Origin of the sequence: Paraburkholderia sp. D15 (assembly GCF_029910215.1) — a bacterium.
Taxonomy (GTDB): Bacteria; Pseudomonadota; Gammaproteobacteria; order Burkholderiales; family Burkholderiaceae; genus Paraburkholderia.
On the sequence record NZ_CP110396.1, the window covers coordinates 1,342,548 to 1,368,046 of the forward strand.

General features: G+C 46.7%; 31 protein-coding genes. 24 read left to right on the forward strand and 7 right to left on the reverse strand.

Going from position 1 to position 25,499, the window contains the following annotated elements; translation table 11 throughout:
* Positions 1–47 precede the first annotated feature (47 nt).
* From LFL96_RS25895 to LFL96_RS25910, 4 genes are all read left to right on the forward strand, one after another.
* Positions 48–530, forward strand: coding sequence for a hypothetical protein (locus tag LFL96_RS25895; protein WP_281003546.1), 483 nt, complete (start codon positions 48–50; stop codon positions 528–530).
* Entirely contained in the window at positions 523–939 is a 417-nt protein-coding gene (locus LFL96_RS25900; protein ID WP_281003547.1) for a hypothetical protein, read from the forward strand. Before LFL96_RS25895 ends, LFL96_RS25900 begins: the two co-directional genes overlap by 8 nt.
* Before the next feature lie 111 nt (positions 940–1,050).
* Complete coding sequence (locus LFL96_RS25905; protein ID WP_281003548.1) at positions 1,051–1,476, forward strand: hypothetical protein; 426 nt, start codon at positions 1,051–1,053, stop codon at positions 1,474–1,476.
* Positions 1,477–1,602: 126 nt separating this feature from the next.
* Positions 1,603–1,881: a type II toxin-antitoxin system Phd/YefM family antitoxin gene (locus LFL96_RS25910; protein ID WP_281003549.1), complete on the forward strand. Its 279-nt coding sequence runs from the start codon at positions 1,603–1,605 to the stop codon at positions 1,879–1,881.
* Between the two features lie 352 nt (positions 1,882–2,233).
* Here the strand turns inward: LFL96_RS25910 and LFL96_RS25915 are convergent, their stop codons facing one another.
* Positions 2,234–2,806 (reverse strand): hypothetical protein, encoded by a 573-nt coding sequence (locus tag LFL96_RS25915; protein ID WP_281003550.1) that lies wholly within the window; start codon positions 2,804–2,806, stop codon positions 2,234–2,236.
* 88 nt (positions 2,807–2,894) lie between these two features.
* A complete protein-coding gene (locus LFL96_RS25920; RefSeq protein WP_281003551.1) occupies positions 2,895–3,728 on the reverse strand; it encodes a DUF5710 domain-containing protein in 834 nt (277 codons plus the stop codon).
* 334 nt (positions 3,729–4,062) lie between these two features.
* Here LFL96_RS25920 and LFL96_RS25925 point away from each other — a divergent pair, with 334 nt between their 5' ends.
* A complete protein-coding gene (locus tag LFL96_RS25925) occupies positions 4,063–4,557 on the forward strand; it encodes a hypothetical protein (RefSeq protein WP_281003552.1) in 495 nt (164 codons plus the stop codon).
* Positions 4,558–4,640: 83 nt separating this feature from the next.
* Here LFL96_RS25925 and LFL96_RS25930 read toward each other — a convergent pair whose 3' ends face one another.
* Positions 4,641–4,844, reverse strand: a complete 204-nt coding sequence (locus LFL96_RS25930) for a hypothetical protein (RefSeq protein ID WP_281003553.1) — start codon at positions 4,842–4,844, stop codon at positions 4,641–4,643.
* A 29-nt stretch (positions 4,845–4,873) separates the two neighbouring features.
* Positions 4,874–5,365 (reverse strand): hypothetical protein, encoded by a 492-nt coding sequence (locus LFL96_RS25935; protein ID WP_281003554.1) that lies wholly within the window; start codon positions 5,363–5,365, stop codon positions 4,874–4,876.
* A gap of 214 nt (positions 5,366–5,579) precedes the next feature.
* On the opposite strand from LFL96_RS25935, the gene LFL96_RS25940 reads away from it, so the two are divergent.
* The 10 genes from LFL96_RS25940 to LFL96_RS25985 all read left to right on the forward strand — a co-directional run bounded on the left by LFL96_RS25940 (position 5,580) and on the right by LFL96_RS25985 (position 11,013).
* Positions 5,580–5,912 (forward strand): hypothetical protein, encoded by a 333-nt coding sequence (locus tag LFL96_RS25940; RefSeq protein ID WP_281003555.1) that lies wholly within the window; start codon positions 5,580–5,582, stop codon positions 5,910–5,912.
* A gap of 103 nt (positions 5,913–6,015) precedes the next feature.
* Complete coding sequence (locus tag LFL96_RS25945) at positions 6,016–6,432, forward strand: hypothetical protein (RefSeq protein ID WP_281003556.1); 417 nt, start codon at positions 6,016–6,018, stop codon at positions 6,430–6,432.
* 182 nt (positions 6,433–6,614) lie between these two features.
* Positions 6,615–6,953, forward strand: a complete 339-nt coding sequence (locus tag LFL96_RS25950) for a hypothetical protein (RefSeq protein WP_281003557.1) — start codon at positions 6,615–6,617, stop codon at positions 6,951–6,953.
* A 35-nt stretch (positions 6,954–6,988) separates the two neighbouring features.
* Positions 6,989–7,882, forward strand: a complete 894-nt coding sequence (locus LFL96_RS25955) for a hypothetical protein (RefSeq protein ID WP_281003558.1) — start codon at positions 6,989–6,991, stop codon at positions 7,880–7,882.
* Entirely contained in the window at positions 7,879–8,274 is a 396-nt protein-coding gene (locus tag LFL96_RS25960) for a hypothetical protein (RefSeq protein WP_281003559.1), read from the forward strand. Before LFL96_RS25955 ends, LFL96_RS25960 begins: the two co-directional genes overlap by 4 nt.
* A gap of 258 nt (positions 8,275–8,532) precedes the next feature.
* Positions 8,533–8,850, forward strand: a complete 318-nt coding sequence (locus tag LFL96_RS25965) for a hypothetical protein (RefSeq protein WP_281003560.1) — start codon at positions 8,533–8,535, stop codon at positions 8,848–8,850.
* Between the two features lie 356 nt (positions 8,851–9,206).
* Positions 9,207–9,377 (forward strand): hypothetical protein, encoded by a 171-nt coding sequence (locus tag LFL96_RS25970; protein WP_281003561.1) that lies wholly within the window; start codon positions 9,207–9,209, stop codon positions 9,375–9,377.
* Positions 9,378–9,407: 30 nt separating this feature from the next.
* On the forward strand, positions 9,408–9,785 hold the full coding sequence (locus LFL96_RS25975; RefSeq protein ID WP_281003562.1) for a hypothetical protein: 378 nt from the start codon (positions 9,408–9,410) through the stop codon (positions 9,783–9,785).
* A 120-nt stretch (positions 9,786–9,905) separates the two neighbouring features.
* Positions 9,906–10,112, forward strand: a complete 207-nt coding sequence (locus tag LFL96_RS25980; RefSeq protein WP_281003563.1) for a hypothetical protein — start codon at positions 9,906–9,908, stop codon at positions 10,110–10,112.
* Positions 10,087–11,013 (forward strand): hypothetical protein, encoded by a 927-nt coding sequence (locus LFL96_RS25985; protein ID WP_281003564.1) that lies wholly within the window; start codon positions 10,087–10,089, stop codon positions 11,011–11,013. The genes LFL96_RS25980 and LFL96_RS25985 overlap by 26 nt, the downstream gene beginning before the upstream one ends.
* A 49-nt stretch (positions 11,014–11,062) precedes the next feature.
* Here LFL96_RS25985 and LFL96_RS25990 read toward each other — a convergent pair whose 3' ends face one another.
* Together LFL96_RS25990 and LFL96_RS25995 are read right to left on the reverse strand one after the other, a co-directional pair.
* Complete coding sequence (locus tag LFL96_RS25990) at positions 11,063–11,752, reverse strand: hypothetical protein (RefSeq protein WP_281003565.1); 690 nt, start codon at positions 11,750–11,752, stop codon at positions 11,063–11,065.
* Positions 11,753–11,756: 4 nt separating this feature from the next.
* Complete coding sequence (locus tag LFL96_RS25995) at positions 11,757–12,041, reverse strand: hypothetical protein (protein ID WP_281003566.1); 285 nt, start codon at positions 12,039–12,041, stop codon at positions 11,757–11,759.
* A 362-nt stretch (positions 12,042–12,403) separates the two neighbouring features.
* Here LFL96_RS25995 and LFL96_RS26000 point away from each other — a divergent pair, with 362 nt between their 5' ends.
* The 7 genes from LFL96_RS26000 (at position 12,404) to LFL96_RS26030 (ending at position 22,837) form a co-directional block, all read left to right on the forward strand.
* Positions 12,404–12,610 (forward strand): hypothetical protein, encoded by a 207-nt coding sequence (locus tag LFL96_RS26000; protein WP_281003567.1) that lies wholly within the window; start codon positions 12,404–12,406, stop codon positions 12,608–12,610.
* Positions 12,603–12,836 carry a hypothetical protein gene (locus tag LFL96_RS26005; protein ID WP_281003568.1) on the forward strand — a complete coding sequence of 78 codons (234 nt, stop codon included), beginning with the start codon at positions 12,603–12,605 and terminating at the stop codon, positions 12,834–12,836. The genes LFL96_RS26000 and LFL96_RS26005 overlap by 8 nt, the downstream gene beginning before the upstream one ends.
* Positions 12,836–13,120 (forward strand): hypothetical protein, encoded by a 285-nt coding sequence (locus LFL96_RS26010; protein ID WP_281003569.1) that lies wholly within the window; start codon positions 12,836–12,838, stop codon positions 13,118–13,120. Before LFL96_RS26005 ends, LFL96_RS26010 begins: the two co-directional genes overlap by 1 nt.
* A gap of 24 nt (positions 13,121–13,144) precedes the next feature.
* Positions 13,145–16,552 (forward strand): AAA family ATPase, encoded by a 3,408-nt coding sequence (locus LFL96_RS26015; protein WP_281003570.1) that lies wholly within the window; start codon positions 13,145–13,147, stop codon positions 16,550–16,552.
* A gap of 127 nt (positions 16,553–16,679) precedes the next feature.
* A complete protein-coding gene (locus LFL96_RS26020) occupies positions 16,680–16,904 on the forward strand; it encodes a hypothetical protein (protein ID WP_281003571.1) in 225 nt (74 codons plus the stop codon).
* A gap of 700 nt (positions 16,905–17,604) precedes the next feature.
* On the forward strand, positions 17,605–20,598 hold the full coding sequence (locus LFL96_RS26025; protein ID WP_281003572.1) for a type IV secretion system DNA-binding domain-containing protein: 2,994 nt from the start codon (positions 17,605–17,607) through the stop codon (positions 20,596–20,598).
* 160 nt (positions 20,599–20,758) lie between these two features.
* Positions 20,759–22,837 carry a hypothetical protein gene (locus LFL96_RS26030; RefSeq protein ID WP_281003573.1) on the forward strand — a complete coding sequence of 693 codons (2,079 nt, stop codon included), beginning with the start codon at positions 20,759–20,761 and terminating at the stop codon, positions 22,835–22,837.
* 25 nt (positions 22,838–22,862) lie between these two features.
* Here the strand turns inward: LFL96_RS26030 and LFL96_RS26035 are convergent, their stop codons facing one another.
* Positions 22,863–23,606 (reverse strand): hypothetical protein, encoded by a 744-nt coding sequence (locus LFL96_RS26035; protein WP_281003574.1) that lies wholly within the window; start codon positions 23,604–23,606, stop codon positions 22,863–22,865.
* Positions 23,607–23,702: 96 nt separating this feature from the next.
* On the opposite strand from LFL96_RS26035, the gene LFL96_RS26040 reads away from it, so the two are divergent.
* Both LFL96_RS26040 and LFL96_RS26045 read left to right on the forward strand, forming a co-directional pair.
* Positions 23,703–24,266 (forward strand): hypothetical protein, encoded by a 564-nt coding sequence (locus LFL96_RS26040; RefSeq protein ID WP_281003575.1) that lies wholly within the window; start codon positions 23,703–23,705, stop codon positions 24,264–24,266.
* A 5-nt stretch (positions 24,267–24,271) separates the two neighbouring features.
* Positions 24,272–25,498, forward strand: a complete 1,227-nt coding sequence (locus LFL96_RS26045; protein ID WP_281003576.1) for a hypothetical protein — start codon at positions 24,272–24,274, stop codon at positions 25,496–25,498.
* Position 25,499 lies beyond the last annotated feature (1 nt).

Here is a 25,499-nt window from a genome sequence, read left to right on the forward strand (position 1 = left end):
CTGCAACAAGGGACAATTAACCATAACAATAAGGAGACACACATAAAATGGCAACACTAGACTTCACAAAGAAATCACCCAAGCGTAAGCGCGAGATTGCAATTCAGAAGGCAATCAAGCATCTGACCGACGAGGGAAAGAAGGTCACTTTTCAGGCCGTATCGAAACGCAGCGGGGTAGCACAGACCACCTGTTTTAACTACCTGAAGCTCTCGGGCAAGGGACAGGCAGTCACCACACTGAAGCCCACCAATCGGCACTTCATTGATATTTACGAGAAGGGCTACAACCTGCATTTTGAAGCTCGCAGCTACATGGCAGATCGGGACAATTGCACCCTCTTCGTCATGGACGAGGACGGCTTGACCGTTACCACCAAGACCTTCAAACGTAGTGGGCTGACCAGCACACAGCTTCTAGAGAATGCTCGAATCGCTAAGACCGGCAGCAACCTTGACCAGGCACTGGCTCACGCTCGCAAGTGGCTGAAGGAGAACCGTTCGCAGGAATTTGAGGTGTCGAATGTTTAACTTCGATACGTCCCACTTACCTGACAAGCCCAAACCGGAGAAAGACACTCCCGAGGCTCGCAAAAAAATTCTCAAGGAGCTTCGTCAGAAATACACCCGCACACAATTGATTTGTGCCGCACAGCGATTGGCAGATCAGGAGTATGAGGAAGAAGCCCAAAGGACCGAGAAAGCTCGTGACCCAGGAATGGCACTCCCCCTGTTAGCGGCGACCTTCAGGAATGCCAGCAAGACACCAGCTACACATGGGCAAGCCGCGAACAAGCAAGCGGAGGCAGCATCGCTCTACGTCATGTCGTGCTTTCTCTGCGGACCTGAATCCGTTTTGGGTTCATTTGTGCGGGGTCTGGTTCTGGAGAGCGCATGCACACAGCAATTCGTTCCATTGCCAACATACAAAAAACGATAAGAACAACAACAAGGAGAATAATATGGCTTTAAGTCAATACCAATCTATTAAAATAAACAAATCGACAGCAGAGATTCAATTAGCTATCCATTTATGTCAGGCGCTCAATTTATGAGCATGATGAACTGCATCATTAGTTATAACGAGTTTCCCGGATTGACACAGCATGAAATCAACGAAGTTTTGCAAAAATGCATCGATAGATACCCTGACCCACAGTCTTTTCATCACTTTGATTCACTTCTTATAAACTGCTCTCAAGCACCTAGAGATATAGATACTTGCTCATGGCGTTTCTCTTCATTGGCACAAAGATCCAATCCCGAGACGTTTGCCTTTCTTTACCAGTACTTTGCTGATTATTTCAACGGAGAGCTTGCCGTTAAACTTGCAGAGGAAGGAGCCAGAGAGGGCTACACTTTCACGATGACTGATGAAGTCATGCAGGTAAAGAATCAGATTGATAGCGAGCGCCGCTTGCAAAGAGAGCTACCATCGAAGCCCACAGATAAGAAAGCCAAAAAGACCAAAATCTAAAGCAGGTTTTGCAGGCAGACGGTTGCCAGTCTTCCCTTCCTGCTACTCTGACTGTTACGCTTTTCGCCTGGACGCCGGACCAAATTCGGTCTATATTTAGTCTTGTAGAACACCCACGGAGCCACCATGAAGTTAGCCAACATTAAGCCGATCAGCTACCTCAAGAGCGACGCGGCCAAGATTGTGTCGGAACTGACCGAGTCTCATGAGCCGCTGGTTATTACTCAAAACGGGGAAGCCAAGCTGGTTGTGCAGGACATCGCCACCTATGAGGCACAGCAGCAGACCGTAGCCCTTCTGAAAATTCTGGCTCTCGGACAGAAGGAAATTGCACAAGGCAGGACGACGCCGGCCGAGGACGTGTTTGCCGAGCTTGACCGACTGGACAGGGAGGAAGGTGTATGAGGGTAGAGTTCACGGACTCAGCCAAAGCCGACTTGAAGGACCTGCGAGCTTACCTACTGCGATACAAGCCCAAGGGCACATGGGAGCTAGTCAAGAAGCAGATTCACGAGAAGATAGACTACCTAACCACCTTCCCCGATTCAGGCTCTATCCCGCCCGAGCTTCAAGAATACCCAGACGGCTACAGACAGATACTTACGAACCAACAGCGGATAATCTACAGAGTCACCCCAGACATAATTTACATTCATGTTATTTGCGGTCAGGTGCAAGATTTCACTGAGCTACTGACAAAAAAACTTACCAGACCCTAAGCACGACAAGAGCCCTTAACTCAGGGGCTTTTTCATTTTTATAGAGTGTCATTGCTCGACGGCAACTGAGACTTTCTATACCGTTCAAACTGGTCATTGAGCACTCGCTTGAAGTCCCATAGATTTACATTCAGGTTGAACGGGGCAAGCTCGTATCTCTCAGTGAAAGCCTGCGACAAGTTGAGAGCCTTCAGCCCGAGGCGAGCGCACTGATTTCTACACTCACCGTCCTGATCGTCATCATGTGCGACCTCGCCAAGAAATGACACTCCATTGTTGCCCGTGTCGATTTCCAGCCTGAATGCCAATGCTTGGGCAAGAAGGTTCTGATCGAGCATTGCATAGTCCGCTTCCACTGGATACTCACCCAACTCAGGCAAGCGCACATGAACCTTGCCGGCCGACCCCCTGCTATCGTCATGCAGAACGGCATCTGAAATCATTCCTGCACAATCCACCGCGAATTTTTCCAGCACGAACGCGAGCCTCAAAGCCAGATAGTTCAGGTCCCGAGTTTCCTTCTTCGCTTCCCTGTTCAATATCAGATAGTGAGTGAGCCACGCAACGACCACAGCCACTATGAGCGACGATACGAAGCTTCCCCATGTCATTGCATGCCTGCCTTGTCAGAATTCGTTTGCTGGCGATTCTAGACCATGAAGCCTTAGTGTCACCACGGCAGCAAGTCAGAGGCGCCGATTAAATGATTCCAGCCTGGCTCATGATACCTGCCATGATTTCCGCACCCGTCATGTCCTCTTCAGACTGACCTTCCCACCGCTCCTCGATTCTGGCATTCGCCATTTTTCTATCGGACCCGTCGCTTGCCATGGCTTGACGAACCTTTGCCACTGTCGCAGGGGATAGTTCATTTTCATAGGCAAGGAGCCAGGACATATCGAGCCGCCACTCCTTCTCGCTTCTCTCAATCCAGTCAGCAAAGGCATTTTGAACATGTTCATTAGTCTCATGCGCAGACCACCCGTTGACTGTCGCTAAGTGAGCCGTTGCTTCCTGAGACTGACCGCGAATATTGGCAAGCCCCATGTGTGTTGCCGTATGGCAGTTCGGACAGAGAGCCTGAACACCCGCGAGTGTTTGAGTCAGGGTTGCATTGTCATATGTCCATCTCTCATGACATTCCACGGCGTGACTCTTTCCCTGAGCAAACCCCGATTCCCCGCATATTTCGCATTTGTTGCCAGCCTGCTTGTAAGCAGTGTGTCGAATCAGATCCCATTCATGCGCAGCAAGCTCGCTTCGAAGATTCGAATACCAGCCCGTTTTCGGGACGAGGTCGACATAGAGCTTGGGGCTATGTTCCGGCACCTTGACCCACCGGGAAGTATCCAGTGTTTTCTTCTCTATCGTTGCAGGAACCTTGAGCCATTGGGAGAAAGGTTTGAGGGCAATGCCGGCGGGAACAAACCATTTCTTGTCTGTCGCACTCCACTTCGCCCCTAGAGATTTTGCATTGTCTTTTTCCGCAAAGGGAACATGTAAGAAGGTTATTTCATTATTATTGTTATCCATTTTATCTTCCTGTTTTTATTACCTCTTATAACAGGAAGATAACAATTGTCAAAAGCAGCTATTTCATATCAACCAATCTAATGTATACGGAAAGACAAGCAAAACCTTTCCCGTTGGGAAGTTCTCCTTCCCGGAGGGGGAAACCAGATAACTCAATCATAAGCCTCTTCTAGCGAAGTATCAAACTACTTCCTCGCCATTTATCGCTTTAACCGACCGCCTATCTTAAGCACACCCCTATCGACTTGAATAAAAATAGTTATCAAGTATGATATTTACATGACAACAATAAAAAGGAGAAATTCATGAATTTCGAAACAATCCTGGAGAATCTATGAACGACAGACAAGAACTCGATATACAGTTTTTTAAAACTCCCAAAATAATCGACTCTGACGAAAACTTTGACTTATGGAATTCAACAAAACGCCAAGAGCCAGCCGTTGCTCCTCAAGAAAACGCGACAAAAAATAAACGCGGCCCCATTGCGAACATTGGATTAAAGATATGGATACTCTTCAATATGGCTTTCATGCTCCGGTTAGCGATTGGAGTCTTTTTAATAGAATATCACGCATTTATAGATTTTCACGCTGCCATTGATAAGGCTTCTTTAAATAATTACGTTTTTGCCGTTGATTATTCCTATTCAAATTTGATTCAACAGATGAAGAATCTAGGAGAATTTATGATCAGCATGTTTTCTTTTCTCCCAAAGAATATGCAAAATTTCTGTTGTCTTCTATACCTTGCCCAGCTTCCTCCATCAATGTATTTTGTAGACAAGTATAAGACACCCGAAGAAGTATCCGAACATGAATCAAGGTGAATCCCCGAGACAAAAGTTTTGCAAGGAGAAGGCCAAAAAAAGCCCTCACTTGGAGGGCTTATCCGTCTTTAGGAAGCAAGTTCTTATACGATTTCGGGGTGATTGAGTCTGAGCCAAATTAACACCGCAAGCTCACAATGATGGTCGAACTGGTGAGCCGCATCAGGCGGGAAGTCTCCAGACTTAACCTCAGGAAACTTGCTCGCAATCACTGCCCAGAATGCCTCTTTCGCTTCTTCCACTGCACTCTCAATCTCGACTCTGAAGTTATCCACTGTCTTAATCATGTTGTTTTCTCTGTAGTTTATAGTTTCTCTTACCGCTTCTTGCCGACCTTCAGATCTTCCCATGTCACCAGTTCGTCGTTCAGGAACTTGGTATCGGGATAACGAGCCAGAATCTTTGCCCGATTCTCAGGAGTGTCCAGCAGGCTCCATGAGCTATACGCTTCAGCGACACCGTTGCTATCAAGCTTCGTTTCGTCAGACTGCATGAGCTTCTTTTTAGCCGTAGTCTTCAGGCGTTTGACAGCAAGCTCATAGTTCGCCAGAAACTCCAAAAACATGCCATCGGTCTCAAACTCGAAATCCTTAATGACCGTTTTTGCATGAGCCGCCAGAGCTTCGTTGTCCTCTTTCCTCATGAACTTGATATGGCAGGGTCCACCGTTGCCATAGTCCGCAGCTTCCCCAAGCACCCGACCGTTCAGCACAACAAGGCCAATCCAGCCCGAGCCTTCCATGCCCTCAGTCTTCCTGATTTGAACGATACGGAAACCACCTGCGAACTTCTTCAGAGCTTCAATCATGTTCAATCTCTTTCGTTGTTAGTGAGATTAAACAATAGCGTACACATTCGAATATGTGTCAACGAATCTAAGCTTAACTGTTGTCCTGCGAGATTCGTGGGGCAAACCGTTTATCTTCAGATTTAACCGTCTATCTGAAGTATCGCCACATACTATTGAATAAAAAGATCTATCAGTTATAGTTTATATATGACAACAAAAACAAGGACAAAATATGAAAGTTATCTTATTTACCAACCTTGAAATCAGGGACGGACAAACAGCACTGGTGTTTTCCTGCAATCCAGAGATTAGGAAAGAGCAAGCTGCACTCTATAATTTATTTCAAGAGTCCCTAGAAAGACTTTGGAAAGCAGAGGAAGCGGGAAACAAACTCGACATCAAGCTACTTCGCGCAGAAGTTAGCGAAAGAGAAAAGGACTTGAGCGTTAATAGCAAAATGTATCGGCTACAGCTTAAAGAAGAAGAGAAACTGGCAACTCAACAATATAACCCGGCCATTGTGGAAAACCTGAAAGTCAGAATCTATAAGAACCCCATCGCTTGAGCAGTATATTGCGGCGTTCAAGGAGTGGGAAGTTCGAAAGAAATAAGCTGCAAGAACGGAATAGCCCACCGGGACGGGCGATACTAATTACATGGAGAACCATATGAAGCTAGAAAAGAACCTGAGACCTGAAATCGACGCCGTCGAATTCTTCAAGCAACAGCCAAAAAGGAAGCCGAACCGCACCCTTCCCTTTGCAGTAGCAATAACCATGATTGCTGGAGCCCTGATCCTCTTCAATTCCACCCGCACAGTTGAGCCATACAGCCGCTCTGTCGTATCAGCCCGAGGCGTTGCATACGACCTCACTCACCCGTCCACTCTGGCAGCGGAACTGATACACATGGACTCGTTACCAACGGCTTCGGCTTGTGACTACTTTTGCCAGCGTGACCAGTTGATAGAAGACAGCCACAAGCTGGTTTGGTCGTACGGGCAAAGTGGACTGTCCAAGGAACAATTCGAAGAACGCAAAAAAATCTTAATGAGAAGATACGATAAATTGGAGGGTCAGACATGAAGCCACTAAAGAAACCACACAACCAGATCTCAGGTTATCTTGCCCTCCCTTGCGAGGGATTTTTTATTGATATCTCAAAACCATTTATCCCAAAATATAACCGTTTTTCGGAAGTATCCATACTTACTATTGAATAAATATTTTTTCTTGTTATATTATATTTACAACAACAAGGAAAAACCATGAAAACACTAACACTAGAAAGCTGCAACAATAAACTGAATAAAAAACCCTGGCTCGCCAAACTATTTGTTGATCCAAAAGACTCAAAAGATCTTTTCTACACTTTCCAGAAGCCAGACGAAGTCACATATATTTCCGGCACACGAAATAGTTATGAGTGGGACCTTGAGGAAAATGTTCTTTACTGCAAAGGCGATACTCACAACTACAGCAAGTATTTTGTCACTATCTTTGTCATCATAACGGGAAGAGAAATAGAGCTAACAAAAAGGGAAGCCAAGAAATTTCTAGCTGGAGAGTTCGACCCACTGAGTAAGCTCACAGAATCTGCCGAGTGAGGAGAGACCAAGAAAAATTTAAACAATAAAAAAATATGAACAATGACCTCGCGAGCTACGGCTACCAGCAACCTATCCTTTTGCTCATGCCTCGCCGGGCAACCCGCCTGCACACGCACCTTGGCCGCGAGTTCATGCAGGACAAAAAGCTCGCCGCTGTTTATGCAATCGTGAGCCGGTTTAAAAACTTCCCTCGGCACGGCCAGAACAACGAAGCCCTTAGCTTGGAGTTCGATTCGAACCTATCCCCCGACTTCTGCTTTAGTCACGTCTATATGGCGACAGGCAAGTCTTTGAGTGTGAGCCTCATTGAGAGCGACCAGCCGACATACGGCAACACCGCTCTGACCTTGCTTGTCCACCACACCAATGAGTCACAGGAGCTTTTCACGAACGGCAACACTATCTATTGCCAGACCCTATCCAGCACAGTTGCGAAGAGGCTCCAGCACTACAAACAGGCTTTCGATACCGAGTGTCAGCAATTGCTGGATAGCTACCTCTCAGACGGCTTTAGTGTGAATCGCAGCCATGTCATTGCCAACCTTGCGAGTCACCTCATACGGCTCGATAAGAAGCTCGGGAGCCGCTTTTTGACTTCATGGGGACCCTACGCAAGCGTGAACAATGTCCTGACCATGTTTTCAGCACTCAACGGGGATTGCCTCCATCAAAGGCTATCACCCTATGAGTCGAGCACCGCACTATTTACACGGCAAGCACACCCCGATGAGGACTTGCACGTTATCCCGCTGGAGGCGTGGCAGGAGGACTCCCTTGAGCAAGTGACCCGTTTCTATCATGCGAACATGGGAACGGTTATCAGGCTTTTTGAAGATTGCCGGGACTCGTATAACAACTTCTCCTATGCCAGTTTCAAGGAGCGATTTCTTGATCTTTTTTCTCGCAGCCAAGGAGACAAACAATGACGAGGAGATTTCAGAGGACATCCCTCAATAATTGGCTTCCGGACGAAGACATCATTCAGAATATCCAGTACCAACCACTTGCCTATCTCGAAAACCTGATAAGTGAACATGGTATGGATATCAATCACAGATTTGGACACAACGAAGAACCAATCCTTCTCGTGCTCGCTGCTCATCTCAACATTTTTCCTGACTCAACTGAGCACTTGGACAAAATTGTTTTCCTCCTCGACCATGGCGCAGATCCCAGTGTTGCAAACAAATTCATGAACACACCCATTGACATACCAGGTTTCAAAAAGTTATATGAGACATACAAACGCACTCGTGACCTTGAACAAAAACTTCCCACAAAGCCAGAGCCGGCCACTATTAAGAAGCACAAGATCTGAAGCATGCCCTCCTCAGTGAGGGCTTCTTTTTCTTGTAGAAGAGCACCACTGGACAGGCAAAACCCTTCCCTATGGGAAGCCTCTCCTACCCGGAGGGGAACAGCGAAGAGATGGATGACAAGCCTCTTCTATCGAAGTATCGACTTCCCTTTTATCTTCAATATCAACCGTCTATCTTAAGCATACCTATATTGACTTGAATAGAATTAACAATCGGTTATGATATTTACATGAAAACAAAAAATAAAGAGAATTAAAATGGGAAAATATACAGTTGAAACTACTCTCGAAATCGCAGAAAAACTTAGCACTGACCTTCTAAATGATAAGACCGTAAAGACATGGAAAAATCCAAAATTCGCAAACGACACAAGAATCTACATCAATCATCTTGACCGCTTGCTTGATAAGTATGATATTGATTACTCTGATGCAGCACGCCGAACTGTCAAGCAAATCCAAGAAGCGAAGATCTACTTTCACGTTGAAAAACAAGAAATCGTAATTTTTGACAATGACAAACGAGCTATGTACGTCGGATTCTTTATTGAACAACTGATTAAGAAAATTGCATAAGGCAAATTCAAAGCACGGGTTAGCCCACCACAAACTGAACACATGCCCTCTCACGAGGGCTTATTTCATCAGCGCACTCCAAGCCCTTCGCCCGTTGGGAAGACTCCTGCTACCCGCAGGGGGGAGAACCCCTGCCCCAAAAGCCACTGTCTACGCAGATTGGCTACAGCTTTTATTTCTCTCTGATCTTATGTTTATCTCTCATTTTTTTACGGAGATCTCTTCTATTCTGGTAAAGCGAATCACTTGCCGTTTATCTGTAAAAGAAACCACTTATCTGAACAAGCACCCTAAAGTATTGAATAATCGTAATTACTGGTTATGATTAGATTAACAACAACAAAAGGAGATTTATCATGGAATTTTTTAGCGCACTCTTAATGTATTTATTATTAGCAGCCGTATTCTACATTGCTGGAACTCTCATTAGCTGGGAACGTATCTGGAACACAATTCTTGACCTTATCGGCTATGTTATCGAAGGCGCAGAGAAGGCAGCAGATGGTATGAAACGAATTTTTAGCTAAGGAGCTAGCAACCACAACCGAGGATTTATTATGGAACAAGAAAAACAAGAAAGAACAAAATTAAGTATCGAGGGCGGAACAATCAGAATCGTCAAACAACTAGGTGGAAGATATGCCTATGTTGTCTATGTAACTGGACACAAGAAAGTAGATATTGAGGTCCGCAACGGTATCAATAAAGTGCTCCACAGGCAAGACTTTGAACCTATTCACCTTCTCGTGATATGCGAGCTTAACCATAAGCGGTCAAAATTTGATGTTTTCTACCAAGCCAACATAAAGGAAGTAACAAAAGTAAAAGATACAGTGCCTTTCACCGAAACTCAGATTTACGAGAACTGGCTTCTGATCAAAGAATACTTCATTGCTCTGTATAGGAAGCACTTTGGACAGGCGGCGGAAGAATAAAACAAAGCCCTTATACAATAAAGGCATTCTAATTAATTGGGGTGTCTTCCCTTTTAGTATTGACTTTAAATCTATCATCCCTTATAGAAGGTATATGCAAACTTAAAAAAGGAGGTAGATTTGAATGAACAAAAAATACAAAAGAACGTTTGCCTGAGAATGCCGGAATCACTTAAGCAGCACATAACTGATGAGGCGCGAACCTTGGGCATCACAGACAAAGAATTTGTGATTAAAGCAGTAATAGAAAAACTAGGAACAACAGATAGCCACTATAACTTAAAATACAGGAGACTAAGAAATGGCAAACAACAACAAAAAAACTGAAGAAGTAACACAAGAACAGAACGATGACCTTGCACCAAACTTTGATGACATTTTCGAAGAGCGGAAGGTTGAACCCCCAATCTATTCAGCAGTTTTTCACATTGGGGATATCGGACAAGCTGGCAAGTCTATGGATTGCAAGGGACTCAAAGAAGTCCTCATGCGCCTTGGAGTGAGCCACGACACCTATGTCGCAGATGGTGACCACATGCAGAACCTGGAGACCTATGGCTTACGCGACGCCTCAGGTGAACTGGTTGCCCACGACAAGCTAGATCCTACTTTCCGCTTTACACGGGACAGCAACGGTAGAATAGATAAGATTGAAAATTACGGTTGCGGATTCTTCAATATCCGTAAAGCCAAGCAAGAGCTAGTCAATACTTTACAGTCTCCTAGCAAATTCAAGTTCTACGACATGCCAGCTTCAAGCATGGACGAACTGTATGACGTATTTGGGGATATGTATTCTTTCCTTAATGCTTTTGTTAATGCACGCACAAAGCTAATTTTTGTTGTCCCCGTATTTGACGCTGACAAATCAGTAAAGCAGGGTATCGGTAAACTTCAAGACATGTTGTGCGATGTTCACCCTGACGCAGTGATTGAGTTTGCATTCCTTTTCAAGAACGGACTGATGCTTGAAAACCAAATCAGCGGGGTTCAACAGGAATACAAAAGAAACGCCTCAGTCAAGAAACTTAAGGACCGTTACAGGGTGACAGAGGTTACAATTGCGCCATCTTTTAGCAGTATCCTAAAAAACAGGTTACCGACTGCCAAGTTGTTTGACCTTTTCTACACACGAGATGAGGCACAAAGACTTCCATTTTTTGAACAGGAGAAGCTTGAGCAGATTCTGAACACATATAAAGAGGCGACCAAAAAAATTCTCTTCTAATAGTGTGTAGTCCAATAAGAAGGCCCCTGAAAAACTCAGGGGCGTTTTGCTATCGGGGGAGGGAGAAAGCCGCCCTCTTGTTTTTTAGATTTCTCAATGTGCTGCGGCTCACGTCCGAGCGGAGTTGCTTGTTCATGGCAGGGACATGACTGTAGAGGTCAGGAATCCCATTGTCTTCTGCCAGTTGCAGGAAGTAGCGATACATTCTTTCGTCAAGCTCAGTCCAGCCTATCCCCTTGTAGTCACCCTCTCCCTCAAGCTCAAGTCGCTGGCTTTGCTCATGCCAATTCCAGTCAGGCTCTATAGGCTCACCCGATAGCACCCGAGGCACTACCGCAGGGCTACTAGCATTTTTAAATGAGGAGACGGGCTGAGGAGCTACAAACACCTTTTCAGCCTCCCGCATTGGTGAGGAGGGCATTGGTGCGGGCGAAGCCACTGGCGCCGTTTGTGGAGGGAGGGAGGGTGTTTGATTAGCCTTCGCAGACCTACGAGCTTCACGTATCTGCCAGAAGTATGTTCGAACCAGATTCTCGGTTGCGTTCTCATACCCGGCTCTTTTGAGCAGATCCGCTACATACGGATAGCACCCCTTCTTGCGAGCTTGAAGGAGAGGGAAGAGGCGCATCGTCCAGTCGTCAAAATTCTCTCGAATAGCCATACGAAGATTTTGCACCCCAACCTCATCCTCCAGTTCCGCAATCGCCAGGTCAGTGAGTTCATGAAGTCTTTTGTCCATAAATTCACTCACCCTTCATATTCTTTTTGGCTCGCTCAACCTTGACCTTGTGCATGTATCCCCTCACAAGCTCTTCACTTGCATTGCCGTAACCAGCTTTTTTGAGTAGGTCGGCAATGTAACGATACCGAGCCAGACCACGCAATTTGAGGACGGGAAACAGCTTCTCGCGCCAAGTATCGTAGTTCTCTCTTATCACTTCAATCAATGATGGCAGGCACACACTATTTGCCAAAGTTTGCGTTTCCTGCTCTATAGCGTCTTCTGTTAGTCGCTGAATGTTAGTCATTTGTCTCCTTCTGTTAGTAGCTCTAAAATCCTAGCGCAATAAAACGCTATGTCAAGCAGACAACGTATCGACTTTATATAGATAGCCTGAAGACAGCATAGAGATAGTCGAAAGACAATGTATAGACTTTGTATAGATGAGATAGAGATAGGTTAGGGCCCTGCCCTAACATTCAACATACGTTGATCGAGCTTTCAGCCTTTTGAAAATTCCAAGCACCCATTACATTAAAATGTAGTTTTATCGTAAAACCTTAGAGCCATGAGGCTTACAGTCCCAAAACTTCAGAAAGTAATGTCAGACATTTGACAAGCAACTAAAAAACACTATATTAGGAGTAACAACGACATAACAGGAGACACATGACAATCATTGCACTTTTCTTTTTACTGCTAGTTTCAGTAATTTTCACAACCACACTAGATCTATTCAATTCAAGAGAAATCAAAAAGCTCAGGCAGGAAGTAGACTACCTGAAAGCGTGGCTCTTTCTCGACCGTTTGCTCGCAAACAGAAAAGGCAGTGCTGAGTATGTGAAGCAGTTCATGGAGGACGACAGCCATGAATGAAAACAACAAGACAATCAAAATCTCCCTTCTCGAAGGCGACCAGGTAGTCCAGAACTTCAGGCACCAACTCAAACATTTTCGCCTGCCCTACCCCGAGGAATCAGTTCAGTTAACAGCAGCACACGACTTCTTTTACGCACTCGGAAGCGAGCAGACATGGACCGTCATCTGGTGCGTTTTCAGTGTCGGAGCATTTGCATTGGGTCTCTGGCTAGGAGGGAAGTAATGCGATACACCCACCGAGAAACCGCACTTGAAGTCGAATACCTAGACGGCCGAGTTGCTGAAGAGCAAAAGAGGACTCGCAAGGAGCCCAAGCGCTCGAAGTTCTACCATGAGGCTTTGGCTAAAGCCATGTTCTACGACGAACACGCCAGAAGGACAGCAGCAGATTTTGACCTATTGAAGCAGATCCTGCTTGCAGTCCAGGAAGAGGTGACAACCCTCAGAGCAGAGAACCGGACCTTGCACATGATGCAGGCCAAACAAAGAGAAAATAAGCAAAACTAAAAGAACCCACGGGACGGCAGCACTATGAAACTTGAAGACTTTATGACCATGAAAAATGGCGACTATCACGAGCAGCAGATCGCCTACAACATGACTGCGACCTTGGCAGAGCTAAAAAAACAATACCCTGACATTACTCCGCAAGGCATGCAGGCTCACGCGGCCGAAATCAATAAGTCAGTATATGCCCCGAAATTCCACGGTGAGCTACCTGAAAGCTTGGGTATCAAGGACAAGGTTCTGTCACTCGACATGTGGAGAGATTTGAGCGCGGGATATTGCCCTGCTACCTGGCTTGAGAAGGATTCTCTACTACGCAAACACACTATCGAAACCCCACGCGGCCTCATGGTTCGACTCAATAGGAACGCCCTGAAGATTAACGCAGACGGCTCCTATGCTCCCCCTGCTGACACGGACAAAGGACACACCATTGGCACAGAAATGATGTTTAGCACGGGCGGGAATCTGAGCAAGACACTGGTCAAAATGTTCGTTGAAGATTCTACCGCCGAAGAGCGATTCAAAGCTATTGTCGATAAAGCGCTGGATCGTTGCATGAAGGGCATGCTCGAAGACGCCTACATTCGCCTTGGAAAAGACGGCACTGAGCTTCAATACGCCAAGGAAATCATGGCAGTGTCGTTCATGCACATTGAGAATCGAGGTGTCACCGAGTCAGGCAGTTCATGTCCGTTCATTCACGTCCACTTCGACCTGATGAATGTTGCCCGAGGTGAAAACGATAGCTTAGGCTCCCTCTTCAGTGGCTACATTGCCAAAAATAAAGCCAAGTTTTCCGCTGAATACATGTGTATTATGAAGGGAGAACTGGAGAAGGAGTTCGGCTTCGTATTCGAAGAAGTCTTGCTCAAGGAAGACGCACAGAACAAATACCTGAAGCCTGAAGAACGCAACATTACAAGCTACGACTTGCCTGATTCCGCTGTTCCTGAAAACGTCAGGAAGCTCTTCAATAAGCGTGAAGAAGAGATCGAGGCGCAGATGAAGGCAGACGGCAAGAGTGGTCCTATCGCCAAGGAAATTGCACGGGTCAAGAGCCGTGACTCCAAGGCTGAACTCTCCCCGTCCGAAATGAAGGCAATGTGGAAGAAGGACTTTGACGATTTGGGCTGGACCATGGCCGATATCGAGAAGCACCTCGACTTCAATCAACGCCGGCCAAACTACACCACTATCACTGACGAGACACTTGCCAGCAATTTCTCACGCAAGGTTCAGTCTCAGGAAATGGCCCGCTCCTCCAAAAAATCCAAGCCAGACGCTTATGACCCAGACGCTGAGGACTTCATTGACCGTATCACTGGCACCATTCGAACACAGAAAGAGCAGCAGGACCACGACGATGAGCTTGTGAGAGGATTTCTTAGGAAAACAAAAGAACTTGTTTTCACTGAGGACCAGTTCAAAAGCCATATCACAATCCAGCTTCTGAAAAGTCATGACAAGGATCATGCTGAGCGTGAAGCCGCCAGAATCTTCGAGAGCCAGTGTCTGGCTATGATTCAGAAGGAGCAGATTCCCTACTACAAGGAATTCCTTCTGGACGAAATTGAAGACCCTGTTGACTACCGCCAGAAACAGATTCGCTATGCCCGTGACATGGTGTTCACAACCAAGGGAGTCGTTGAGAAAGAGCACTATATTACTGACACGTCGAGAGCACGCTCCCACGAAACAGCGTTTGTCTTCACCGAGCAGGAAGCCATTCTTGAGCGGCTGAAGTTCGAAGAAAAAATGAGCGAGGAGTTGAAAACCAATGTCCAATTTTCAAAAGGGCAGCTTGGAGCATTCCATGAGACCCTGACACAACCCGGCTCCATGAGTCTCATAAAAGGAATGGCGGGCACTGGTAAGACATTCGCCATGCGAGCCATGAAGGAAGCTTACGAGGGCAAGGGTTACAACGTCTGGGGTATGGCTCCCTCCTCAACTGCGGCCGAAGGTTTGGGGAAGGATGCCCAGATTAAAAAAGGACAGTGCGGCAATATCAGTGAAATGCTGCTCATGCTGGACGAGCGCAAAATTCAGTGGGATTCAAAGTCAATCGTTATTCTCGATGAGGCGGCAATGGTCGGTCTCGACTCATGGCACCGGATCGTTAAGCACGCTAACCAGGCAGGGGCAAAAATTGTTGCATGCGGAGACTTCTTGCAGCTAAACGCCGTAGAGCATGGAGCCACATTCCGGGTTCTGACGGAGCAGTTTGTAGCTCAGGAAATCACAGAAATCAATCGCCAGAAGTCCTCTGTTCACCGTGACATGGTCATGGACTTTGCAGCCGGTAACGCGCATAAAGCCCTGAGAACCCTCTATGACGAAGGCCGGTTGATTATCTATGACACTGAAGAGCAACGCATGCAGGGTGTAGCCCAAAGCTATCTGAAAAATCCTGAGGCCTTCGAGAAGAAAATAATTATCGGAACTAGCAACGACGAAGTTGAGGCTATCAACAATGCTGTTCGTGACCAGTTGAAGGCTCAGGGCAAGTTGCAGGGTAAGGAAGCCGAGGTGACTTGTGAAGACGGCACCGTGAGAAATTTCGCTGTCGGAGACCGGGCAATCTTCGTTCGCAACAACAAGAGCAGTGACATGCAGACCCAGAAGCTCAAGAACAGTGATATTGGGACCATAATTTCCCTACGCACCAACAAGCTCACTGGAGGCGTCTCCGCTATCCAGCTAAAAATGGACAACGGCAACACAGTCTGGAAGAACACCCGAGATGACGATTTGCCTATTCGCCACGGCTACTGTTCAACCGTCCACAAATCGCAAGGTCAGACCCGGAATGATTCTGACTGGGCTCCTAGTGCTACGGTCAATAGCTTGCACCTCTCTTATGTCGCAGCTTCTCGCCACCGCAATAACATAACCATTCACTTATCGAAAGAAATGGCGGACAAGCTGGCAACGAAAATGGATCTCGAAGATAAGCCACCTACACCGCAAATGCTGAAGGTAGCCGAGTGGGTTTCGAAAAAAGAGAACGTTGCCATGGAACCCGGCACGCTCGATTCCTTCCTTCAGACTCGTTCCTTCCTCGACAAACACTACTACAAGATTGCTGATGGTGGAGAATTTGCACCGCACCCAACAGACGATTTCTCTAGTCTCATGTCTGCCATGTCAGCTAGTGCCATGAAGAAGAGCACCTACGATTACCAGCTTATCGACGGCACACGTGAACTGGATATCTATCGCAAAGTGCGACAGGATCGAAAATACGAGGTTGAGCAGAAACTTGAAGTCGCCATGCATGGTGAGAAGGTCAAGCTCGATGTGGGATATCAGGAACCTCTTCGCACCGCTGCTCAGGAAAAACTTCACCGCGAAGTTATGACGACACTTGCAGAACTGGAGAGAAGAAAAGAAATCGCTGAGCAGAAGAAGATTCTCAAGCATTCCTGATTTCAAAAATGCGTTTCTTATAGTAGGCGCTTGACAATCTCGATTGAGCGCCCTATAAGTTGTATATGCAAACTATGAATTGCAATTTTCAAGGAGATCGACAACAACAAATAAGGGAGGATTGATCATGAAGAAAAACAATAATTTCCAGGAAGAAGCGGACTACAAGCTTCAAAAATTTAACAGCTTCATGCAGACCAACAGCGTGCGTGACTACTACATTGCCGAAGAAGTCATGGATGGTTACGAGTGGAAGCCTGCCAAGCGCAGTATCTACTTCTGGACATGGCAAAACTTCATGACCAAGATTCGTGGACTGACAGGCAGCAAGGACAAGCCTTTCAAAATTTGACCCTCTACCCCGAGGGTTTAACTCATCCTGCCAAGCTTTCCCGAGCAAAGGCAACACCTCTCCCGATTGGGAGATTTCTGCTAGCCGCAGGGCAACCCCATAAGCCAGATCTTCCCCCTTCTCACGAAGTCAGTGCCGTCAGGCATGCTTGACTATTTTGCTTATCTCTGCCCTTTTTCGCTCCTGCAAGAGCGAGGATTTTTCCCAAACACCGCTTTTGACTTTCCGTAAGGCATAGATCGAGTCTTGCTCGACCAACTTTTCAATGGGTTTCTTATCCCTACCTTCCCTACTTCTCCCTACTTAAAATAAATATAGTAGGGAGAGGTAAAGCCAATACAGATAAGGCTTCCAAGCTTTCTCCCTGGGTTCCCTAGTAGAATCCATGAACAATAGAAAAATCTGGATTTCTGTCTCCTCTTACTTACTCTCATCTCCATATAATCTTTTTTAAAATTCATCCAGGGAGAGTGAAAAAATGGCTGTAAGCCTTATACAAAAAGGCTGAAGCTCTCCCTGGTTAGTTCCCTAGTTAAGTAGGGATAGCCTCCAAATCGCCCAGAACGACAAAATTTAAAGCGCTGGCCGGCAGTATTTCCTTTCCCCACCCCGAGCTTTGATTTTTCCATGGGTGGACTTGCTTCCCCTTCCTAGTTGCGTTACACATAAATGAAAACAACAATAAGAAGAAGGATCGAACATGAAGAAGAAAAAAAAGGTCATCTACCTCCTGCCAGGCTCCAGACCTCCCCTCGATACAACAATTGCATATGTTCCCATGGGGGGGCCTATACTGATAGGAATACTATCTTTCTTGCTAACACTTACGTTGGCTGTTGGCCTATTCAATCATGCCCTGCCATTTTTCCCCATGCCACCGGGAAACAATCACCCGGTCGGCCAGCTAGTATTTGAGTTTTATGAGGTATGGCTTGGCAGACTGATTCCACATTTCCGGGGTGACACCTACTGGCTCTACATGAAGTGGATTGACTGGCTTAATTCACCAGAAGTCGACAAACTCAGTCTCCTCTCATATCGCTGGTTCATGTCTATTGCTACCGCCTGCATTGCCTCATTCATGCTCGCCAAAATTAGTATGAAGCCAGCCGTGAACGAATATCAGGTGCGCGGAAAAGTTCTCTACGAAGAAGACGATGCGTTCGACGTTTTGAAGCCTCAGTTCGATAACCAGATGGCAAACACCAAAAGCCCACCGGCTTTTATTCTGGCTACCCGCTACTACTTCAATCCTATGAACAGCAACAGCTACAAAGAGCTAAAACCAAAGGACGTGATCTACATGCCGGATACCCAACGTCGGCCGCATTCTGTCTTCGTTGGGGGCTCGCGCCGAGGCAAGACCAACTCCATGACCGGACCTCTCATGCAGTTCAAGCATGAGAATGAGCACGGCGGCAATGTGAAGGTTTTGATCGTAGACACTCCAAAAGATGACTACTCAAAGTGGTTCTCAGTGAAGGACCGACGCAGCAAACGCTCTGGAAAAATCAGACCGGCTGAAGCATATCTTGTTGCACCTCAAGATCTAAACGGGGTTGTCTGGCACATGCCAAAAGATTTTATAACTGAATACCATTGGGAGACCTTCTGGCTCCAGCAAGTCCCTGACGCACCGTCTGGACAAAACACGCACTGGACCTCCAGCACCCGCACCGTATGTTGTGCAGCTTCCGCAATTCTCGCTAACCTATATCCTGAGGACTACGGATTAAATAATACGGTCCATCTTATCAAAGACATTATCGCTAACCCTTATCTCTACAAAGATAAAGTAGCCAAATTCTATCCCAAGGCAATTGAATTCCTTCAGGCACTGGAGGGCACCGGCGAATCCAAAGACAACCTTGCCACTTCTGTGAACAACGGTATCAAGAACATAACCACGCTTGCCATGGTATGGGACGGCTACAACACGAAGTATGAAATCAAGCAGATGTCCGTTCGCATGCTGTCATACGAAGAAAACATTCTTACGCTGGCAGAAGCCCTGCATCCCATGTTCGACCTTGAAAACGTGGTAGACGGCAAGCCCAAGACCAACTATCACCACATTGTCCCGAATATCGTATTTCGTGGCCTTGTCCGAGGTTTGAATCAGACCAAAGGAGCCAAACAGTGGAAGTGGAGAGACCTCCAGGAAATCCTGAGACAGGACTATAAGGAGGTCATGAAGCTCGCCGGCCAGAACCTCACTGAAGACGAAAAAGCAGTGATCTGCCCACTCGAAGCAATTCCTGAGCTACTAGAACTGACCGCCGGAGAAATGCGCCAAGGCCACCGCAGGAGTTTTGCCAACGATGACGCGGCAGACGCTTACTGCGCCCTCGCCTTCCTGAATCGCCAGACGCATGACTTCATTTATCGAGCCCTCATTCGCAAGCACGGCCTGAAAGATCCATGGAATGCAATCCATGCTGAACTCACTGCATGGCAAAAAGGCGGCATGCGAGAGGTGTTCGATATCGTTTGCTCAAAGTTGAAGGGTTTCGAGCTTGCTACTCTCACCTCACTCTCCCATAACGATCATATGACATCGCTGAGCGGGGGCAAGCCAATTTTGCAACGCTGGAAAGAATGGGATCGATTCGAGGGCACGAAACGAGTTTCGTTTGGTGACTGGATTCGCGATGAGAATCCGGAGAAGAAATACTTTGTCTTCAAGCAAAGTGCCGACTTCCCAGAGGTAACGACTCCCCTTATCAATGCCGCCCTTTCTTACATGACCAGTGTCGTGCTAGGCGGCACATACATGGACGACAAGGACATGGGGATTGTGCGGAAATTCTATGTCATGCTGGATGAATTTCAGACACTCGGCAACATTGAGAAGGACATTAAACGCTGGCTCGAATTGTTCGCTTCTCGTGGAATTTCGATTTGGCTTGCTTGTCAGGACTTGAGCCAACTTGTCTCAATCTACAAGAAGGAGTTCGTTGACTTCCTGCTAGGCAACACAGGCAACCTCTTCGTGTTCGGATCGAACCAGGGCGAGACCTCAAAAATTCTCTCTGAAGTTGTCGGTAACAAGAAAATCAATAAATTCCACCGCTCTCAGAGCACAAGTGACGGCAAGATTTCGTTTAGTGAAAACTGGCAGGTTCATGACGATATCGTGATTCACCCGTCTGAGATCAACAGCAAGCTTGGTCTCGATATAAACGGTGACTATCGTCCCACCGTGACAGACCGGCTTCGAACATGGCTCAAGAACAGGGAGGCACTTGCCAACAAGCATGACCTTATCGACCAATTGCTTGGCATGCCTGACGAAATGAAAATTCGCATGCTCTACCTCCCGTCTAACAATGAGAATGCCTACATTCTCCACAACCCTCTCATAAGATTCAGCGGCGCTAAGTCTCGCCTTGAACCTGCGAAGTGGACCTACCAGATTGCCAAGGAGCCGCCTGAAGTAGACGTGCGAGCAATCTTTGACGAGATTTACCCAAAGCCCATTTCCGACGCAGCTAAGGAGGAAGGCGACGAGAGCGATCAGGTTTTCGACATGAGCCATGACTCCACCCCTGAATTAACGGACGAGGACTTAGCGACATATGCAAATGCTCAGGAATCGAAGTATGAGAACTTATCTCAGCCCACCCCTGCCAGGGATGCTGACAATATTTTTAGCGATGAAATAACAGCACTATTAAATACTGAAGAAAAGTGACTTATATGGTGTCAACGAGTTGATTTTAAAAAGATTTTCGTTATAGTAATTTTATAACACAAAAGGAGACAGTATGGCTATAGATATAGACGAACAATTTGCATGGAGACCCGCCAACTACGACGAGTTCAAATTCATAACAACTATCCCTGAGGGAACCATGGACTGGCTCTATCAGGACTTGGGGCCTATGACAGTTCAGGTGACACCAATTATTGAAGAAATCACGGAACAGGTTGCGTTACCTGTTTCAGTGGACGCACCGAAGGTAGAAGAAAGATACAGCTTGCAGGATCTGCAAAACAAGCTGCTGACCAACATTGGCATGACCATGGAGTTGCCCCGCGACTTCTATACTTTTTCACGCATAGAGAGCCAGTTTTTGAACCGTGGCGAGGACTATGCCGTGAATGAACGCATGAATTTGTTAGACGAGCTAGCCGACCCTATCCAGCCTGAATTCGTCCAGGTTGAGAAGCTAGCCCAAAAGGCCATGCAGGACGCACATGCAAATGATTTTCTTAATGCCCCTCCTGAGCAGTGGCATGTCCTGCACGAGCGCCATGACCTCGAAAAAGAGATTTTCGCTTACCGTGCGGCCGAGTTCGATGGACTTGAACACGAAATTTCTCCAAAGCTCCAGGCTCTGTATCTGAACTATCAGATCCACCAGGAAGAGATTGCTACCCAAATCACCGTTGACCCTGACGCACAAATTTTTATAAATCGGGTTACTGAGAATGTCATGACTCAACGTGAAGAAGTTGCTCCAACCCTACCCGTAGCTGAGCCGGTAGTTCAGGAGCCTGCCTATGTCGAGAAGGAATCCGATTGGGCACAAGTAGCGAACAAACGTGAAGCTGATCTGGCTGAGTATCGCCAACTAACCAATCCAAGCCTGGACGATCTCAATCAGGCTTTCGAGGAAGGTATGTTTAAGGACTACTTGAGCGACAGCCGTATTCTGAACAAAGACGCTTTTGACTACATGAGCATTGTCGGAATTTACGACCAGGGCGCACTCATGAAGGGCTATGCAAATAGCCAGCTTTCCACCATGTTTGATATCACAACCGGTCAGGCTATTGACTACTACATGGGCATTGGGGGCGAGACTAAGGAGCGCCACATTCAGGACAGAAAGCACGGAGACATCACTGGTGACTTGAGCGACGAGGAAGCCCGTCACAAGGCAGAAGAAGCCGTGTCTATCGCCTATCGTTCCATGACTGAGGCTCACGGTCTTCAGAAGAACGATTTCGACACTGCAAACGGCGATTGGCAACTACAGGAAGCTCGCCAGGCTGTTGAGAAGGAAAGGTTCCTGGTCGGGTATGCCGATAGGGTTGCCAACAAGATAGCTCCAACAGAGGATTTGCTTGACGCATACACACAATATAGCCGTGTTGCCCATGCGGATCGTATCCGCGATATCGAGAAACAGTATCCTGATTTGAACCGCGAATCACAGAGCTTTGTAGTCAACATGAAGCCAGCAACTGAAGGCTTCTCCACCATGGAGGAGCAGAAGGCACGCCATGGCCGTTACAGAGAACGCTATGAAGCGATGCAGGCCCAGAAACAGCTTCAAAACGCCCCTGTAGCCTCTTCAGAAGCCATGAAGGAAGTTGCACCTGTTCAGACCGCGCAGAAAGCACCTGAGAAGGCTCCAGAGGTTCCAGCTATCGAGCCAGACGTAAGGACTGAGCAAACACTCACCGGCACATTGCTAGCCCACGGCGCAGCCCCCTACAAGCATGACCCAAAGAATAGCGACAGCTACTTTGTGACCCTGAAAAATAACGGTCAGGAAGTGACTCGTTGGGGTGTCGACTTCGCAAAGGCATTCCAGAAAGAAGATCTGACTGAAGCAGTCCAGCTTGGCGACCATGTGAAGCTTGATAAGCAGGGTAAAGAGGATGTGGTCCTAAAGGACAACAGCGGTCAGAAGGTTGAGACCTATCGCAACGAGTGGAAGGTTGAGACCACGCAGTCGCCTGAGGAAAAGCACAAGGCATTTCTAGCCCAGCAAGCCCAGCTTATTGCTCAACGAGAAGCCAAGATCGAGCAACAGCGCCAGCAAGAGCAGGAGCGCGATAACCAGAAATTGTTAAGCCGTGTTCGAGCAAGCCGTCCAATTTCCGAATTCATAAATCCTCATGACAAATTCATGGAGACTATGAGGCAGCAGGTAGAGGCTAGAAGCCAATCGGTGAAACGAGGACAGAACTTCTCCTAAACTTAAGCCCCGAAAGGGGCTTTTGTTATTGCATCGCGGTTTTCTTGAATATTTCCCATAAAACAATTCCAACAGTTGCACTGACTCCCAGATTCACTCCGATCAAAAATCCGACAACCTTCCAGCCAAGTTTCCCAAGAACTATTTTTGTCACTGACTCGGAGATCTCTTCCACTGCTTTGTTACTATAAATACGCTCAACATCTTTTTCTATTGCAATAACTTTCTTGTCCAAAAGAGCTTCCTTTTTAGAAAATTCTTTTTCGGCACTTTTATTCTTATCCTCATGAAATTTGTTTACTTGATTTATAAGACTGGACCATTTTCTTTCTAGGTTAGCCCAATCCGTAGCGGCTTGTCCAAGATCTATTTTTATCTGAGTTAGGAGGTTGTGCACTTTTGACTCGGAATTGTCAACCGCATCATCGAGCTTCTTGACTTGCTTGCCCACAGCACGCTCGGCCCCACTCTCAAACCTGCTCTCCATTGTTGCCGCTGCACTTATTGCGTCTGCAAGGACGCGAAAATGAACTTGCTGGCCTAATAAACTGACGAGCAGGCTCTTATCGCCTAATACTTCCAATCTTTTTGCTGTCTCCAAAAAGACTGCCTGTTTCTCCTTTGGCAGGTTTGATAGAGCAAAGATAAGCAGATCCTGAGTATCACTTGGGAAGAACACCATTGACTCCCTCACCGCCGCTATAAGCTCCTCTTTTTCCTTCTCGTTTTCCGTTTTCTTCAGATACTCTTCTATTAATTTAGCTTCCATATGTCTCCTTTTTTCTTTTTAGCTATTGCTTTTTTCAAACTTTCCTTTATATATATAAAAGGTAAGACACCGAAAGTCAATATAAAGGAGAAATAGATGATAAGAAATAAAAAACGAATTACTATAGGCACGAAACTACTTGCGCCGTTATCAGCAGCATTACTTCCTGACATGGAGAGCGGTAAATATAAGCTTGCAAATGGAGATGTAATATCAAACAAAGAATTTTATTGCATGCCTGATGACAGAAAGAAAGTAAACCCGGACCACTTCGACCATAGAAATGCAGATAAGCATGCTGTAATGAGTCGAAACTCAAAGTGGTCAAAGGTAAGACGCAGTGTTGCCAACAAGGCATACAGCATTGCTATGGTTTTATCTATCGGCTTTACTTTTTCAACGAGCTTGATTGTGAGCGCTATCTCCCACGCCGAGTCAGGGCTTCACTCACTAACCTCCAGTATCAGCAGTGCCACCCATTCAGCAACCTCCTCCGTTTCTTCCATTGGGGAAACCAAGGAGCAAAAACTTGCCGACATTAAACAGCAAGCCAACGACTTGAAGGCACAAGCCAAGGCTCACCAGATTGACGAAGCCACTTTTAATCAAAAGGCTCAGGAGCTAACTGACAAATACAACGCAATACTTAAAGGAGAATAAGAAATATGGAAGAACAACTGAAACAACTTAAAAATGTTAAGGAGAAAGCAAGCAAGCACGCGAAGAACACAAGCGCATTCTTCAAAGGTCTCTTTCCTGTCCAGGATTACATTGAAGAATCTGAGGAAATCGTTGACGACTGCTTTTTTAGACACGATGTTCCACAAGGCGACCACATACCAACAGATCTGAAGGACGTGAAGGGTGACTTGCTGGTCAACTCTACTGGGCACCCAGTAGTCAGTATCATTTCCCTCGAAGACGCAACTATTGGAGGACAGAGTCCTGCAAGGCCTCTCATGTTGGGCTTCTGGACTGGTTCAGTAGGCTTGGGTCATATCCTCATGGTTCTGGGCATGCCACTGCTTGGCGCGGCGATTCCGGTCATCTATCTGGCAATGCTCTGGACGATGTTCAGTGTTTGGGAACTGGTCATATTTGGCTTCTTCGCTGGGTTCGGATCGATCATTACCTACCTTCCGCACCTTCTCCCGTTTGGTGCTGGAGCCGCACTGTATGGCTCAACGGGCTTCACGACGATTTCAGGCATAGCCGCTTTCCTTGCCCCCGCAATGATTCCATATGTGTTTTATCGCAGAGAGAACCGCCGCTATGCCCATGTGCTGGCCGAAACCGCCCGCCACTTCAACGGTGCTTTGGTTTCGTCAATTCGCTCCACCCAGAACGAGGCTCGACTAACTCAGGCAGCGAATGTCATTACTGACAAGACCTATGCAGTGGCACTTGGCGAAGCAATCGGAGCCCTGACTGCCCATGGTGACTCTCTGGCACCTGACGCCGGATTGGAAGCCCGGACCTCAATCAAGGACATGTCTCGTTCAATCATTTGGTTTGGCAGACCAGGAACCGGGAAAACGACCCTTCTTCGAGTTCTATTACGAGGATTCTGGCTTGAGGAAGCATGGATTGCACGGACCAAAAACCTTCACTTTGACTCACTTACTGAGCAAGATAAAGAGGAAATCCGCAAAGAAGTAATGGATGAATGGGATAGTCAACTGGATTCAATGAATGGAAGGCGAGACCAGGAAAAAAGAGATATTGCAGATCTCGACAGAATAAAAACTGAAGTTATCAACTCATTGATAGCAGAGCGAAAATTTCAAACCAATCGTCATGAACTAACCAAACGTGAATTGCTGGACATAGAATATAAGTATGACGCGATGCTGGAAGAAGAATATAAATTACTAAATAAGGAGACTGTATAAT

Excerpts from the sequence above, each read along its gene's own strand:
- LFL96_RS25895 (WP_281003546.1), top strand. The coding sequence starts at position 48 with ATGGCAACACTAGACTTCACAAAGAAATCACCCAAGCGTAAGCGCGAG.
- LFL96_RS25900 (WP_281003547.1), top strand. The coding sequence starts at position 523 with ATGTTTAACTTCGATACGTCCCACTTACCTGACAAGCCCAAACCGGAG.
- LFL96_RS25905 (WP_281003548.1), top strand. The coding sequence starts at position 1,051 with ATGAGCATGATGAACTGCATCATTAGTTATAACGAGTTTCCCGGATTG.
- LFL96_RS25910 (WP_281003549.1), top strand. The coding sequence starts at position 1,603 with ATGAAGTTAGCCAACATTAAGCCGATCAGCTACCTCAAGAGCGACGCG.
- LFL96_RS25915 (WP_281003550.1), bottom strand. The coding sequence starts at position 2,806 with ATGACATGGGGAAGCTTCGTATCGTCGCTCATAGTGGCTGTGGTCGTT.
- LFL96_RS25920 (WP_281003551.1), bottom strand. The coding sequence starts at position 3,728 with ATGGATAACAATAATAATGAAATAACCTTCTTACATGTTCCCTTTGCG.
- LFL96_RS25925 (WP_281003552.1), top strand. The coding sequence starts at position 4,063 with ATGAACGACAGACAAGAACTCGATATACAGTTTTTTAAAACTCCCAAA.
- LFL96_RS25930 (WP_281003553.1), bottom strand. The coding sequence starts at position 4,844 with ATGATTAAGACAGTGGATAACTTCAGAGTCGAGATTGAGAGTGCAGTG.
- LFL96_RS25935 (WP_281003554.1), bottom strand. The coding sequence starts at position 5,365 with ATGATTGAAGCTCTGAAGAAGTTCGCAGGTGGTTTCCGTATCGTTCAA.
- LFL96_RS25940 (WP_281003555.1), top strand. The coding sequence starts at position 5,580 with ATGAAAGTTATCTTATTTACCAACCTTGAAATCAGGGACGGACAAACA.
- LFL96_RS25945 (WP_281003556.1), top strand. The coding sequence starts at position 6,016 with ATGAAGCTAGAAAAGAACCTGAGACCTGAAATCGACGCCGTCGAATTC.
- LFL96_RS25950 (WP_281003557.1), top strand. The coding sequence starts at position 6,615 with ATGAAAACACTAACACTAGAAAGCTGCAACAATAAACTGAATAAAAAA.
- LFL96_RS25955 (WP_281003558.1), top strand. The coding sequence starts at position 6,989 with ATGAACAATGACCTCGCGAGCTACGGCTACCAGCAACCTATCCTTTTG.
- LFL96_RS25960 (WP_281003559.1), top strand. The coding sequence starts at position 7,879 with ATGACGAGGAGATTTCAGAGGACATCCCTCAATAATTGGCTTCCGGAC.
- LFL96_RS25965 (WP_281003560.1), top strand. The coding sequence starts at position 8,533 with ATGGGAAAATATACAGTTGAAACTACTCTCGAAATCGCAGAAAAACTT.
- LFL96_RS25970 (WP_281003561.1), top strand. The coding sequence starts at position 9,207 with ATGGAATTTTTTAGCGCACTCTTAATGTATTTATTATTAGCAGCCGTA.
- LFL96_RS25975 (WP_281003562.1), top strand. The coding sequence starts at position 9,408 with ATGGAACAAGAAAAACAAGAAAGAACAAAATTAAGTATCGAGGGCGGA.
- LFL96_RS25985 (WP_281003564.1), top strand. The coding sequence starts at position 10,087 with ATGGCAAACAACAACAAAAAAACTGAAGAAGTAACACAAGAACAGAAC.
- LFL96_RS25990 (WP_281003565.1), bottom strand. The coding sequence starts at position 11,752 with ATGGACAAAAGACTTCATGAACTCACTGACCTGGCGATTGCGGAACTG.
- LFL96_RS25995 (WP_281003566.1), bottom strand. The coding sequence starts at position 12,041 with ATGACTAACATTCAGCGACTAACAGAAGACGCTATAGAGCAGGAAACG.
- LFL96_RS26000 (WP_281003567.1), top strand. The coding sequence starts at position 12,404 with ATGACAATCATTGCACTTTTCTTTTTACTGCTAGTTTCAGTAATTTTC.
- LFL96_RS26005 (WP_281003568.1), top strand. The coding sequence starts at position 12,603 with ATGAATGAAAACAACAAGACAATCAAAATCTCCCTTCTCGAAGGCGAC.
- LFL96_RS26010 (WP_281003569.1), top strand. The coding sequence starts at position 12,836 with ATGCGATACACCCACCGAGAAACCGCACTTGAAGTCGAATACCTAGAC.
- LFL96_RS26015 (WP_281003570.1), top strand. The coding sequence starts at position 13,145 with ATGAAACTTGAAGACTTTATGACCATGAAAAATGGCGACTATCACGAG.
- LFL96_RS26020 (WP_281003571.1), top strand. The coding sequence starts at position 16,680 with ATGAAGAAAAACAATAATTTCCAGGAAGAAGCGGACTACAAGCTTCAA.
- LFL96_RS26025 (WP_281003572.1), top strand. The coding sequence starts at position 17,605 with ATGAAGAAGAAAAAAAAGGTCATCTACCTCCTGCCAGGCTCCAGACCT.
- LFL96_RS26030 (WP_281003573.1), top strand. The coding sequence starts at position 20,759 with ATGGACTGGCTCTATCAGGACTTGGGGCCTATGACAGTTCAGGTGACA.
- LFL96_RS26035 (WP_281003574.1), bottom strand. The coding sequence starts at position 23,606 with ATGGAAGCTAAATTAATAGAAGAGTATCTGAAGAAAACGGAAAACGAG.
- LFL96_RS26040 (WP_281003575.1), top strand. The coding sequence starts at position 23,703 with ATGATAAGAAATAAAAAACGAATTACTATAGGCACGAAACTACTTGCG.
- LFL96_RS26045 (WP_281003576.1), top strand. The coding sequence starts at position 24,272 with ATGGAAGAACAACTGAAACAACTTAAAAATGTTAAGGAGAAAGCAAGC.